Origin of the sequence: Methanobrevibacter arboriphilus, from assembly GCF_019669925.1 — an archaeon.
Lineage (GTDB): Archaea > Methanobacteriota > Methanobacteria > Methanobacteriales > Methanobacteriaceae > Methanobinarius > Methanobinarius arboriphilus_A.
The window spans coordinates 1,722,576-1,737,211 of the sequence record NZ_AP019779.1 but is presented as its reverse complement, the minus strand read 5'-3'; the positions used below and the strand labels follow the sequence as shown (position 1 = coordinate 1,737,211).

The window sequence follows — 14,636 nt, the reverse complement described above, 5'->3', positions numbered from 1 at the left end:
TTAATAATAACTGTTAAATTAATAATAAAATAATAATGATTGTTAAAATAGAACATTAATGAAACTAGAATAAAAAGAAAATAAAAATAGAATAAGGATAGAATAAAAAATATAAAAAATAAAAAATTAAAATTTATTCTTTAGATTCATTGTATATTAAACCAAGAGTTCTCGCAGAAAATATCTCAGTATAAGATTTTACAATCAAAAGTACTATTATAGCTCCAATAAATGGAATAGCATTAATTAAAGTTGTTATAATACCAATGACAATCAAAATTATTGCGAAAAGAATAAGCCATATTATATAAGTTCCCCATCCAATTTTACTAATTTTTTTGAAGACATTGGCAAAGTTAGCAGCTGCACCTAAACTTTCAGTTTCAGCTAAAACAGCTTTAGCAATTAAAAGCAATAATCCAAATATTATGAATAATATTGCAGCTATTATAAATACTGTAAGAAAACTAAGACCCGCAGATGCTACAAGAGATTCTGGCGCAGTCTGAATAGATCCAGTAGAAGCACTTAAAATCGCTAATTGATAAAAGTAATTAAATGCACCAGTAGCATAAGCTACAATTAAAGTAATAATAACTGGGATTATATAATATACTATATGTAAAATAGCTAATTTAATTCCATCGATAAAATTCTTTCCCCAATCAAAATCAGGCAAAGGATCATCTGTATCCTTGACTGTTGTTCTAACTATACTCAAAGTATAACCATAGATTATTAAACCTACAATAATGAAAATAATTGCAGATATAATCTCTAAAATGTTTGCAGCAATATACTGACTTAATGCAATACCTAAAGCCTGTAAAAGACCAAATATTCCCGCGATTATGAATAAAACACCAAATATTAGTAGTTTATTCCAATCTTTTGTTGGATATGTTAATGAATCTTTAAAAAGTTCAATGATTTCCATATTTTCACCTCACATAGACAAAAAATAATACTATTTTTTGTTATTAAATTATTTGTCTAATATTATTAATATAGTTTTAGGATTATTTAGATAAAAAGTAGGGATATGAAAAAACATTTAGATTTAATCATTAGATACTTAATAAAAAATCATACATACAATAGTTAGATATTTAATAAAAAATTACATGTACACTAATTAGTTATTAATAAAAATTATATAATAAAAGTAATATCTATAATAAGAGTAACATCTTGTAAAATAAAAATAATAATGTAAAAAATAATACCACTAAATAAAAATTATACTGTTATACTAAAGAATTAATAATCTCCTTTAATCTTACAATACCAATATCTGATTTTACACCAATAGGATTAAAATGAGTTTTAACCACTATATAACCCTCTTTTTTTATTTCATCCATAATATCAGCTATCTTAGGAGCACTTATTTTAAGATTTTTACAAATTACATGAATATCATAGAAAGTAATAGGTGCATTTGACTCCTCGAAGCAGCTATGAAGTAATTTTAAGATCTTATCTTCAGTGTTTAATTTTTTCCTATTAGAATTATCTTCATCCAGTTTTTCAATCATTTTAGAAATAAAATCAGGATTTTGAAGCTTACCAATCCACAAAGGACCTGCAGAAATTAATTTTTCCCCACAAACTGGACAAAATTCTGGAATTGGGTTAGCTAATCCTTTTATAGCAGTTCTATAAAGACATTTTTTACAATGAGAAATATAACCAATATTAGAAGCTAGTGAATCATCAGTAGCTTTTGAACCTTTATCGATTTTAATATATAACCTCATATAATGTTCACTACTATGAGAAAGTTTAATATCTTCAATATATTTTTTATACTTAGCAAGAGTTAAAGAAACAAACCCTGCTAAAATCCTAATTCCATTCTCATGACAATACTCACTTTTAAAAGGTACTGCATTATATTTCCTAATACAAGGCTCTTTATAAGTACCACATAATGCAGAAGTATCAGTAGCTGTAATACAGAGAAGTGAATCTTTTTTTAAAGAATAACCTACAGAATCAACAAAATAAGAAGGAGTACCAAAAGGATCAATATCAACTACATCAAAGACTCCCCTATTCTCACGAAGTATTATATTAGCTTCTTTTTGATAAATATCAATTTCAACATTGTTATTAAGTGCATTTTGTTTTGATTGTTCTATAGCAAGTGAACTAATGTCATTTACAGAAACTATCCCCACTCCCTCAATTTCTTTTTTATATCGAATAGCTCTTATTCCACTTCCTCCAAAAACATCACAGATATTTATTTCTCTTTCTACTTCCTCTTGAAATGTTTGTAAGGCAAGTATTGATATATCTCTATTAAATTCCATTTTAGGATTATAAAAAACAGGTGCACTAGATGAAACTTTATCAAATTTAGGAACTCTAATTTCAACTAATCCTTCATTAATTATTTCAATTTCCTGTTTATCCATAAAAAAAGCCCCTATAATTGATTGAAATTTCAGCATTGATAAATCCAATACTAGGTTTATAGTATTTTTAAATTTTTAATATTCTTAAGCTTATAACATTCTTAGAATTTTAATATTTTAAATTTATAATATTCTTAAATTTCTAGTATTTTATTTTTTGCTTTTATTTTGTTTTTTCATTTATTTTTATATTTTATTTTTATATCAATCTTAATTCTTTTAATTATTAATTTTATTATTAATTCTCTTTTATTAATTCTCTTTATTATTGCTTTTTTATTATTATATTATTCTTTATAGATTAATTTATATATTAACTCAATGTAATAATAAAATTCAATGCATAATAAATATTAACTCTAAAATAAATATCAAATCTAATAAATATTAATCTCAGATATAATTATCTCAAATATAATGTTAAATCTCAATATAATTTATTATGATTACTGTCAATTACTAAGATATATTAATAATGATTAAAATAAATATCTTTGTAATGTATATTATAAATTATAAAATTATTATAAGATTATTATTATAAAGTTATAATGTAATTTTTGAATATAATAAAAGGTGTATTAATGTCAGAGATTAAAATTCCCATTGCAAATCCTATTATTGGAGAAGAAGAGATAGAAGAAGTTGTAAAAGTTTTAAAAACAGGGTTTATTGCTCAAGGCCCTAAAGTAGCTGAATTTGAAGAAAAATTTGCAGAATTTGTTGGTGCAAAGTATGGAATAGCTACTAGTTCAGGAACAACAGCATTACATGTAGCTCTTCTAGCTTGTGGAATTAAAGAAGGAGATGAAGTAATCACAACACCATTTTCATTTGCAGCTACTGGAAATTCAATTTTATATACTGGAGCTAAACCAGTATTTGTAGATATAGACCCAAAAACATTCAATATCGACCCTAATAAAATAGAAAATGCAATAACCGAAAAAACAAAAGCTATAATGCCAGTTCAATTATATGGTCAAGCAGCAGATATGGATAAGATTAATGAAATAGCAAAAAAACATGATTTATATGTTATTGAAGATGCTGCACAAGCTCATGGATCCATGTATAAAGATAGTAAAGTTGGTAGTATAGGAGATCTTGCTTGTTTCAGTTTTTATCCAACTAAAAATATGACCACAAGCGAAGGAGGAATGATTACTACTAATGATAAGGAATTAGCTGAAAAAGCAAGGATCTTTAGAGCCCATGGTGAAACAAAAAGATATGAACATGCTGTTTTAGGCTATAATTTTAGAATGACAGATATAGCTGCAGCTATTGGTCTTGCACAACTCAAAAAAATTGATGAATTTAATCAAAAGAGAATTAATAATGCTGAATACCTTGATGAAAATTTAAAAGATGTTGAAGGAATAATTACTCCAAAAGTTCTTAGTGGAGTAAAACATGTTTATCATCAATATACTATAAAAATAAAAACAGGAAATAGAGATGAGTGGGTCAATTTCCTTAATGAAAATGGAATTGGAACAGGAATTCACTACCCAATACCTATTTACAAACAAGAACTTTATATTAACTTAGGATACGATGATAATCTTGAAGAAACAGAAAATGCAGCAAGTTCAGTCATTTCACTTCCGATTCATCCAAAAATCAATCAAGAAGATTTAGATACTATTATTAAAGTATTAAAAGAAGCATCAGATAAATTTAGCTAATTAATTTAGTTAAGATAAGTTTAACTGATAAAACTATCTAAAACTTAGCTTAAGTTAGTTAATAAATTATGGGTTTAAATAAATTACTGGTTTAATAACTTGATTATATTCATTTTAATTTTTATGATATAGATTTTATTTATTATATCTTTATCAATTTATTATATTTTTTATTATTAAATCGTTTTATTTTATAGTTATAACTAATAATATTATTTATAATTAATAATTTTTTAATTATATTAAATTTATACACTATTTTTAGTCTAAAAAACTAAAATATTAAAATTTAACTTTTATCGTGATTTAATGTTTTCTAATATTCTATAAAACTATTCTATCAGGATATTGATAAAGAATAACTTATTATATAGAAATTATATAAGAATATACTAATTATATAAAATTATTATAACATGATTCAATTAAGAAGGAATTTAGTACTATGTATGGAAAAGCCTATGGAAAACATTTAAAATTTATTTTTATGATAATTTTCTTATTATTTGTTGTTTCTTCATTAGAATGTTCTTTAGCTACAGATATTGATAAAAATAATATTTTTATTGGTAATAATATTAAAACAAATGTAGAAACTAATTCAACATCAAATGACACCTTAAACACAAAAATAGATTCAAAAAAAGAGGATTCAAAAACAAATACTCCTACTAACATAAGTAGTAAAAGTAAGTCTAAAATAGAAACTGGTTGTTGTTCTATAATTCTTCAAATAAACTCTAGTGCTTATACTTATGCTTATAGAAGAGATTCAACATATGCAGCAAATTTATACATAAAGAAAGTAAAATTATATGGAATTGAAGCATTAAAAGAATATAAAACAACAAACACATACTTTTTCCATTCAATAATATTCAAAAATGGATGGTATCTTGCAACAGGAGGAAGCGATAATCCAAAGGTTAATAAATATCTTCAGAATTTAGGAGCTAAGATGGTATATAAAAACACTATAAACTCAGTTTATATGAAAAAAGCTATGAAAAAAGTTAAAAGTTTAGGACTTGGGCATTTTGTTATTAAAGCTCCAAATGGAAAAGTTGGAGTAGTAATTTATAATTATGGAGTTTCAAAACTAAGTATCTTTAAAATGAAGTCTGGAGAATATTTAAGTATTCCAAACAGCCCTAATTTATTCAGACACAACAAATACACAGTGAAAAAAAATAAATCTGTTGATGCAGCTATATATATTGCAGGTACTGATAAATTTGGAGTAAATAGAAGAAATATAATAGTATATAATGTTGAAAACTTTAAATACAAAAATAAACTTAATAAAAATAAATTAAATAAAAAAACACTGATAAAAATTTGGGTAAGTAATGATAATGGAAGATACGTTGGAAGAAATACTGGTAATAAAGCAGATAATGTTATATTTAAAGGTAAAACTGTTTATGCAGGATCTATACCAAAAATTCCTAACAAAAGATACATTGGAAAAGTTTTACTAAAATAAAGATTACTAAAATAAAGATTACTAGATTACTAAAATAAAGATTGACAATTTATAAAATATATAAAATATACGAAATATCTATAAGTAAATATTCTATAAATAAGTATTATTTTATAATAAATATCTAATATATTTGTCTATCTCAATGTATTTGTCTATCAATCTATTATTTCATTAACAGTTGCAATTTTATCCTGCAAACCCCTATTTTTTTTATCTCTTCTATCATCTATTTTTAAAACAGTGAAAACTCTGTTAGCTCCAATATCAAAAACTGCTTCTTGAGCAGTTTTAACTGCTTCATAAACTTCATCAAGGTTTTGAGCTTCTATTTGAGTTCCCATTCCTGTAAGTTCATATTTAAGTCCAGATTCTTTAATAGCTTGAACAGCTACAGCAACATATTTTCCTAAGTCAGTTTCTTTAGTTCCTATTGGAACAACACCAAAATCTACAAGTATCATATTCTTACCTAATATTTATTAAAGCCTAATATTTTCTTACCTAATATTTATTAAATATTTAGCATTAGTTATTTTCAATGATTTCAATAAGTTCATTATCATTTAAATCTTTAAGATTATCATTCAAATATACTATAGCATCATAATACTCTTCTGCTCTTTTTCCAAGTAATTGTCCGTTTAAATCATTTTCAGCCAACACAATTATTTTTTCTGGATTTAAAGAATTTTTCTTTCGATTAATATCGTTATGTATATGTTTAACTCTTGTTTCTATTCCTTTTAATGCAGATTCAGGAATTTTTGGATTAATCTCTTTGATATCCATTACATCAAGAGGAACACTAGCTACTATTATTCTTTGAACATCCACACCTAATTTCTTTAAAAGCTTTTTAAAATTATTTTTAGAAGTTATAAAAAGAATATTTTCAGTTAATTTAGACATATCAATTTTTTCTTCTGTTTTTTCAATAACCTTAAAATCTGTAAGAATAGAATCTATATTATTTCTTGCTGAAATAAGAAATTTTGTAAATTCTCCTGCTTCTTCTTCAGAAAGTTGATGTTTAGGTAAACTACTATATATAAAGTCTTCTGCAGCTATCAAATCTTTAAATATATGTTCAAATATTTTAACATTAATATTTGCAGAGTTAGGAGCTTTTAACTTAAAATCTCCCTCTGAATTTACAGCAGATTTTTTTAATAAATGTTGAGCTTGCTTTAAACGAAAATCTTTCATAAAATTCCCTTTTATTAATCCTTTTTGACTTAAAAATTAAAGCATGTGAATTGAACTTGAGTCTTCTTTAACCACATTAAGAACAGTTTGAGTATAAGTTCTTTCTACATAAGGCTCTTTTAATAAATTTTTCACAAATCTATCTAATTCATCAGTGTCTTTAAATTTAGCTATTAAAAAAGCATCATACTCCCCAGTAACATCATAAATAGCTAAAACATGTTTACTAAAAGATTCTTTATTCTCCCAATTTTGTAACTTACCTCCTTTTACTCTAACCCCAATAATACTAGTAAGACCATATCCCAATTTTCTATGATCCATTATAGGTGCAAATTTCTTAATTACTCCAGTTTTCATTAGTTTGTCTACACGGTTATGAACTGTTCCAACAGAAATATCAAGTTCCCTTGAAATTTGTCTATATGGAGTTCTAGCATCTTCATTTATCATTTCTATTATATTCTTATCTGTTTCATCAATGATAACCACTTCATCTTTGTTATTACTATTCATATTATCCTCCTAAAAACAATACATACCTAAAAACAATATTTAAATTAGTTAACAACACTAGTAATGAAAATTAGAAACTAAAAGATTATGATGTTCTAATTTTAAAATTACTATATCTTTGAACAATGTTTAGTTTTTCATTATTAATATTCTTTTTCTTTTTAAAATTTTTATAAAAATATAATATTGGTACATTTATATTTACAAATAAGAATAAATTTCAGATAAATAATATCATATTAAAAATAGTACCCTTATTATTATTGCAAAAATATTAAAATATTAATAGTTACTATAAAAATAAGAACAATAATTATAAAAATATTAAATAAATATTATTATTGTAAATATTATTAACAATTTAGGAATTAACATAAGTTCGTAAAATATGGAGTTTCAAAACTAGATATTTCTAAAATGAAATCTAGAGAATACTTAAGTATTTCAAATAATTACAATATATTAGCTTAAAATATATCTTTGTTTTATAATACCCCTTCAAAAGCATTTAAATTAAATAATTAATTTAATAATTAAATATGGATATCAAATATACTATTTCTTATATTTAATAAAATTAAATTTTATAAATTTTTTAAGAATAATTAAAAAATATAAATTAATAAAATAAATATAAAACAATACAAAAATAAGCTAATAAAGAAATATAAGCTAATAAAGAGCTATAAGCTAATAAAAAATATAAATTAATAAAAGAAAGAACTATACAATAGCACTTTCACTTAAAAGTTTAACAAGAATATAATCATACATCTGAGATTTTTTAATATCTGCAATTTCCCCTAAACGTTTATCATTTACCATAACATTAGATATTTCTTCATTATATTTATCATAATCAAGTTTAACTCTAACACCATCAAGTTGACTTGTAACTGGTGTTGGAGAAATAATTTCTGATATAGCAGGAACTTGATTTTCAATAGCATTTTTAACTAGTATAGAAGGAGCTAATGGGGGGTCCAATGCAATATTCTTTCTTTTTTTATCTAAAACATCTTCAACAACTTCAACAAGTTTTCTAAGAGCCCTTATATTCTCTCCTCGCTTTAATCTTCTAGGGATCCTACCTAATCCACTAACATATTCATCAGCACCAGGAAGATCATTAATATCAATTTCAGGAGCTCCTGTAACAATCACTGGAATATCAATATCATCAAATAAGAAAGTTTTATCCATAATACATTGTTTAAAGCTACCAAGTGCATATATAACTATATCATGCTCTTCAATTAACCTTTTTTCATATTCTGTAATTCCTGCAGTACCTTTTCCAGCACCACGAGCAAGTCCAATCATGTTATCCTTAGCACCAAAACGTCTAAGATATTCAGAAATATCACATGCTGCATGAGGCAAATGATGTCTTGCAAGAGTCGGAGACACTATAGCTATTTCACAACCAGCCATTGGAGCAACAGAAATTTTACCTAGCAATTCTTTAGCTTTTTCTTTAATTTTATCAACATCATCAATAGGAATTGCCATGTTTAAAATTAAATCCATTTGAAGAACATTTTCTTGAAGAATAAATCCTCCTAAATCTTCAATGAGCTCCCTAATTTCCTCACTTTTATGGACTCCTCCAGAATAAGTTAAAGTTTCATACATAGTGTCATCTCAAAATATATAATCAAACGATAATTTAAGCAAACAATAATTATTAAATAATTATTAAATATATGTATAATCAAAGATCAAAGCCTTAAAAATACATTACAATAAAAATATATTATCAATCATTATTTATAAAATTATTTAATTATTAAAGGTTAATTATTAAAATTTAATTATTAAAACCTACTTATTAAAATTTATTTAATTATTAAAATAAATTAAACCATTAAAATTATATTAACTCTTTAAATTATTTAAAATAGAATATCTCAACTCAGCTCGTTTAATTGGATTTTTAGATACATTATTATGTGTGGGAATAGAAATTAACCCATATTTCTTGTTTTCTTCGTCTATATCCATATAATCTGGAAATATAATGTAATCAATATTTGAACTATTACTTTCTAAATCAACAATATTAAAGCCCATATCCATTATAATATCTTTAAGAAAAGATGAATAAACTTCAACATTTATTTTCGAGTTTTTTTCTTGAAAAACATTTTTTTTATTCATATCTAGCCAATCAGATGCTAAAGGATATTCTAAAAATATATCATTAATTTCTTGAGAGTTTAAAGTTGGTTCATAAAAACTAAAATCAATTTCATTCCAATTAAATTTTGAAGAATTTGAATTGTAGTGTTTATTTAAAATATTTTTAATTTTAGACACTTGAATAATGCTATTTTTTATCTGGGAAAAAGTATTTAATTTTATTTTTAATGAGTCCATTTTAGTATTGCTTTCAGATAAAATAATAGCTAAATCCCCATCTTCATTATCAGGATTTTTATTAACTTTGTAATCAACTATCCCTACAAATTCAAGTATCTTTTCACACATAGGTGTTGTGACAATTTTCATAATATAATATAATTCAATATGTAATTTATAATTTTAGAATTTTAGAATCTTAATAATGATAAAAATTAGATTTTCAATATAAATTATAATCTTAACAATGGTTTTAGAATCTTAACAATGATTAGAATTTTAACAATAATAATAAATTCTAAAATAATAATAAATATCAAACGAATAATAATAAATATTAAAGGAATAAATATTAAAAGGATAAATATTGTAAGAATAATAATGATTTAAAAGAAATAAAACTTTAAAGGAATCAAAATGGAAGTTACACTAAATCTTGAAAAAACAAGTTCAAAAGATATTTCTATAATGGTTGATGCTTTTAGAGCAAGTACTAGTATCACACTCGCTTTAGATAAATTTAATGAAGTTATACCTACATTCACACCTGAAAAAGCGAAAGAAATAGCAAAAGAAAAAAATGGAATGCTTGCAGGAGAACGTATGGGAAAAGCTTTGGAAGGCTTTGATATAGGAAATTCTCCAGTTGAGATAAATGAGTTAAATACTAAATTAAAAACCTTAATTTTGACTACAAGCAATGGAACAAGAATTTTAGAGAATATGAAATCTACCGTCCTTATAGGATGCTTTATAAATGCCAGAGCAGTAGCTAAAAAAAGTTTAATCTTAGCAAAAGAAAATAATTATAGACATATCGATGTAGTTATGGCTGGTTGGAAAGGTAATTTTGCAATTGAAGATTTTTTAGCTAGTGGTGAAATATTATACTGGATTCAAAAAGAATTATATGAAAACCACACCACGGATGAAGATTTTGATATTAGTGAATATGCTCAAAGTGCTATTTTAGCTAGTAGAGACTATAAAAAACTTAAAGAAGTCATCTATAACACAAAATCATCTAAAAGACTAAAAAAATTAGGGTACGAAAAAGACATAGAACTATCCCTTAAAAAAAATATTAATAATAATGTAGCAATATATAATGAAGGTGTCTTAAAGCTATTAAAATAAAATTATTTGGATAAAATTAATTATAAGTTGAATATAATTTTAAAATAAAATATAAGAGTTAAAAATAGATAATTATGATTAAATATCATGATAATTACTAATGAACTCAATTATAATGATTAAAAATAAAAATAATTTCAAAAATTAAAAATAAAAATAATCTTAAAAATTAAATTTATTATTCCTTAATAAAATATTTCTTAATAAAATTCATTATTTTTTAATAATATATTAATTTATAATAAATTTATTATAATTTTTAAATACCTATTAAAAAATTAATTATAAATCTATTATAGAAATATTGATCTTAAATATTAATTTTAAATATTAATTTTAAATATTGTATTTATTTTTAAAAGTTTTATTTGTTTTTAATTATTATATTTTATTTTAAAATTATATTCAACATTTATTTTCAACTTTTTATTTATTTTAAAAATAATAATCTAATTTAAAAATAGTACATAAAGTTTTATATATAAATAGTAACATATTATTATAGCTAATAATATTAATTTTATGAATTGTATAAATTATTAATTAAATTAAAATTAACTAATCTAAAGATTTTTATTTAAAGGTTTTTATTATCAAGAGTGTTTTTTAAATGAAAAGAGAATGTTTAACTATCATTGGAACAGCTCATGTTTCTCAAAATAGTGTTGAAGAAGTTAAAAATGCTATATATGAACAAAATCCAGAAGTAGTTGCAATAGAACTCGATATTGGAAGATATGAGCGTCTTATGAAAGAACAAGCAGGTATTGAGGAAGACGAAGAAATATCTGTAACCAATATAATTAAAGAAAATAAAGTAGGGCTATTTGTAGCTAGTGGAATTTTAACATATATCCAAAGTAAAATTGGAGAAGATGTTGATGTTAAGCCTGGTTCTGAAATGATTGGAGCAATAGAAGCAGCTAATGAAATAGGTGCAAAAATTGCTTTAATTGATCGAGATATTAACATAACACTTCAAAGGGCTTTAAATGAAATGTCCTTATGGGAAAAATTAAAATTTATGATGAGTGCAGTATTTTCATTATTTGCAAGTGATGATGATCTTAAAGATATTGAAGATTTGAAAAATCAAGACACTTTAGATGAAGTAATGGAATACTTTAAAGAAGCATCCCCAAGTGCTTATAAAGTTCTTGTTAAAGAAAGAGACGCTTATCTTGCAAATAGTATTTTAAATATACCAGAAGATCATGTGATAGCTGTAGTTGGAGCAGGACATAAGGAAGGAATGGAGAAGTACTTAGACAATCCTGAAAAAATTCCACCAATAGAAGATTTAACTAGTATTAAAAAAAAAAGTGGAATTCCATGGCTTAAAATTATATTAGCAGCTATTCCAATATCTTTTGTGGTGATATTTTTTCTTGCTTTTTTAAATGGAATAAATATAGAAAATAACCTGTTAGAATTTGTTTTAATAGGAGGAGGAACTGCTTTTATTGGATCTATACTCTCTGGATCAAAAATACAATCTGCAATAGTTGGTTTCATTGTTGCACCTCTTACAATAATACACCCTCTTCTTGCTGCAGGTTGGTTTTCTGGATTAACTGAAGCAAAATATAGAAAGGTTAGAAGAAGTGATATTGCTAAGTTAAGTAAAATTAATAGTTTTAAAGACCTTTGGAACAATAATATATTCAGAATATTATTAGTTGTTATTGGGACAAATTTAGGTGTTAGTATTGCTACTTTGGTTATATTACCCTCTAGAGTTTTTATTCCGTTATTTTTAAAAATCTTTGGAATGTAAACAATTTGATCATGAAATATCATTATAGGATAATAATGATAATAACTATCTAATAGAAAATAGTAAGAATAATATAGAATGACAATAGAAGAGAATGACAAATAGTAATAGATAATAATTAAAGAATAATAAAGAACAATTATTATATTAAATGAATAAAAAAGGAATAATGTTTACAGAATATAACTAATATTTATAAAATATGAATAATATAACTATATTAATAAAAAATTAGTTAAAAATATTATAATAAAAATTATAATAGAAATTATAGGAAATATTATAATTTATAAATATAATGTGTTAATTATCTGTAAATATCTATAAATCTGTAAATTTATTATATATTTGGAGAAAAAATGTATTTTATTTTTCGTTGCGATTGTGGTAGAGCTTTATACTCAAAAGAGGGAGTAGCTACAAGAAAGTGTGTTTGTGGAAAATCTCTTAAAGTTAAAGAAAGAAGAATCTTTAAAAAAGTAGAATCAGCAGAAGAAGCTTCACAAGCAGTCCAAAAAATGCAAGAAGAAATTTATGGAGCCAGTGTATTCAAAAAAGCAAACGAAATTCCAAAAAAAAGATTTTGAAATTTATGATATAAAAATTATGATAAAAATATGCTCATCAAGGAAATAGAGAAATGATATATGATACGATATTAGAAATCATTATAATACTCATTTTAATAGTTTTAAATGGAGTATTAGCTATGTCAGAACTTGCAATTGTTTCTTCTAGAAGAAGTAAATTACAACAAATGGCAAACGAGGGTAAAAAACATGCTAAAACAGTTATAGAATTGATTGATGATCCTAATCAGTTTTTATCTACAATACAAATTGGAATCACATTGATCGGTATTTTAGCAGGTGCTTTTGGTGGAGCAACATTAGCAGAACCTTTATCTCAGAATTTAACATTTTTAGGAGATTATGCTAATGGAGCTAGTGTTATAATCGTCGTTTTAATAATTACATACTTATCATTAGTAATTGGAGAATTAGTTCCAAAAAGAATTGCTTTAAATAATCCTGAAAATATAGCAGTTCGTGTAGCTAAATACATGAAAATATTATCTAAAGTTTGTGGACCTCTTGTTAAAGTATTAAGTTCTTCAACAAATTTTATCTTAAAAATTATTGGATCTAGTGAATCAAAAGATAGCATAGTTACTGAAGATGAAATAAAAATGCTGATTGAAGAAGGGATAGAAGATGGAACAATTGAAAAAGAGGAAGAAGACATAATAAAAAGAGTTTTCCGTCTTGATGAACAAAAAGTAGATATGTTGATGACTCCAAAAAATGAAATTATTTGGATTGATCTTGAAGAATCTTTAGAAGAGTCAAAAAAGAAGATAATTGAAAGTGAAAGATCAATATTTCCAGTTGCAGAAGGAGATTTGGATAACTTATTAGGAGTAGCACAAGCAAAAGATATTCTTAGTTCAATATTTAAAGAAGAAAACTTAAATATTAAAAATTATTTGAAAAAGCCATTGATAGTACCAGAAAATCTTCCATCATTAGATATATTAAAATTGTTTAAAGAAAATCTCGAATATGTTCATATTGCTATTGTTGTTGATGAATATGGTAGTGTAGAAGGATTAATAACTTTAAATGATATATTAGAAGGTATTGTTGGAGATATTCCAGGTATTGATGAAATGGATGAACCTAATGCAATTGAAAGAAAGGATGGTTCATGGCTAATTGATAGTGGTTATTCTATTGATAGGTTCAAAGAACTTTTTGAGATTGAAGATTTAAACGAAGAAGAAGGGAATTTTACTACTCTAGCAGGTTTTATTCTTAGCTACCTTAATAAAATACCTGAAACTGGAGAAGAGTTTAGTTGGAAAAACTTCGATTTTGAAATAGTTGATATGGATGGACACCATATTGACAAAATACTAGTTATAAAAAATGAGATAAAAAATTCTGAAGAAGAAACATCTGAAGAAAAAGATAATTAGTATATAACCACTAATATCTAATACTAATCCATAATCTCTAATATCTAATACTAATCCT

At 24.2% G+C, this 14,636-nt stretch carries 13 protein-coding genes; 6 read left to right on the top strand and 7 right to left on the bottom strand.

The genetic code is table 11. The features are described 5' to 3' along the window. Window positions 1-133: 133 nt before the first annotated feature. Window positions 134-937 carry a DUF4013 domain-containing protein gene (locus tag MarbSA_RS07620; protein WP_221061325.1) on the bottom strand — a complete coding sequence of 268 codons (804 nt, stop codon included), beginning with the start codon at window positions 935-937 and terminating at the stop codon, window positions 134-136. 310 nt (window positions 938-1,247) lie between these two features. After that, on the bottom strand, window positions 1,248-2,423 hold the full coding sequence (locus MarbSA_RS07615) for a tRNA (guanine(10)-N(2))-dimethyltransferase (RefSeq protein WP_221061324.1): 1,176 nt from the start codon (window positions 2,421-2,423) through the stop codon (window positions 1,248-1,250). A 584-nt stretch (window positions 2,424-3,007) separates the two neighbouring features. Between MarbSA_RS07615 and MarbSA_RS07610 the strand changes: the two genes are divergently transcribed. Then, window positions 3,008-4,114, top strand: coding sequence for a DegT/DnrJ/EryC1/StrS family aminotransferase (locus MarbSA_RS07610; protein WP_221061323.1), 1,107 nt, complete (start codon window positions 3,008-3,010; stop codon window positions 4,112-4,114). Window positions 4,115-4,559: 445 nt separating this feature from the next. Next, the gene (locus tag MarbSA_RS07605; RefSeq protein WP_221061322.1) at window positions 4,560-5,600 is read left to right on the top strand and encodes a hypothetical protein; all 1,041 of its coding nucleotides are present in this window, start codon (window positions 4,560-4,562) and stop codon (window positions 5,598-5,600) included. A 158-nt stretch (window positions 5,601-5,758) separates the two neighbouring features. On the opposite strand, the gene MarbSA_RS07600 is transcribed toward MarbSA_RS07605, so the two are convergent. From MarbSA_RS07600 to MarbSA_RS07580, 5 genes are all read right to left on the bottom strand, one after another. Then, window positions 5,759-6,064, bottom strand: a complete 306-nt coding sequence (locus MarbSA_RS07600) for an MTH1187 family thiamine-binding protein (protein WP_042703021.1) — start codon at window positions 6,062-6,064, stop codon at window positions 5,759-5,761. Window positions 6,065-6,128: 64 nt separating this feature from the next. Beyond that, window positions 6,129-6,809, bottom strand: a complete 681-nt coding sequence (locus MarbSA_RS07595) for a SepCysE family protein (protein WP_054835602.1) — start codon at window positions 6,807-6,809, stop codon at window positions 6,129-6,131. Window positions 6,810-6,845: 36 nt separating this feature from the next. After that, window positions 6,846-7,325, bottom strand: a complete 480-nt coding sequence (locus MarbSA_RS07590) for an Lrp/AsnC family transcriptional regulator (protein ID WP_221061321.1) — start codon at window positions 7,323-7,325, stop codon at window positions 6,846-6,848. 723 nt (window positions 7,326-8,048) lie between these two features. Further along, entirely contained in the window at window positions 8,049-8,960 is a 912-nt protein-coding gene (locus MarbSA_RS07585; RefSeq protein ID WP_221061320.1) for a methanogenesis marker 7 protein, read from the bottom strand. Window positions 8,961-9,203: 243 nt separating this feature from the next. Beyond that, entirely contained in the window at window positions 9,204-9,836 is a 633-nt protein-coding gene (locus tag MarbSA_RS07580; protein ID WP_221061319.1) for a hypothetical protein, read from the bottom strand. Between the two features lie 267 nt (window positions 9,837-10,103). On the opposite strand from MarbSA_RS07580, the gene comB reads away from it, so the two are divergent. From comB to MarbSA_RS07560, 4 genes are all read left to right on the top strand, one after another. Next, a complete protein-coding gene (gene comB / locus MarbSA_RS07575; RefSeq protein WP_054835614.1) occupies window positions 10,104-10,823 on the top strand; it encodes a 2-phosphosulfolactate phosphatase in 720 nt (239 codons plus the stop codon). Window positions 10,824-11,433: 610 nt separating this feature from the next. Continuing rightward, window positions 11,434-12,600: a TraB/GumN family protein gene (locus MarbSA_RS07570; RefSeq protein WP_221061318.1), complete on the top strand. Its 1,167-nt coding sequence runs from the start codon at window positions 11,434-11,436 to the stop codon at window positions 12,598-12,600. Between the two features lie 359 nt (window positions 12,601-12,959). Then, window positions 12,960-13,187 (top strand): DUF1922 domain-containing protein, encoded by a 228-nt coding sequence (locus tag MarbSA_RS07565; RefSeq protein ID WP_042703006.1) that lies wholly within the window; start codon window positions 12,960-12,962, stop codon window positions 13,185-13,187. 56 nt (window positions 13,188-13,243) lie between these two features. Further along, the gene (locus MarbSA_RS07560; protein WP_221062075.1) at window positions 13,244-14,578 is read left to right on the top strand and encodes a hemolysin family protein; all 1,335 of its coding nucleotides are present in this window, start codon (window positions 13,244-13,246) and stop codon (window positions 14,576-14,578) included. Window positions 14,579-14,636 lie beyond the last annotated feature (58 nt).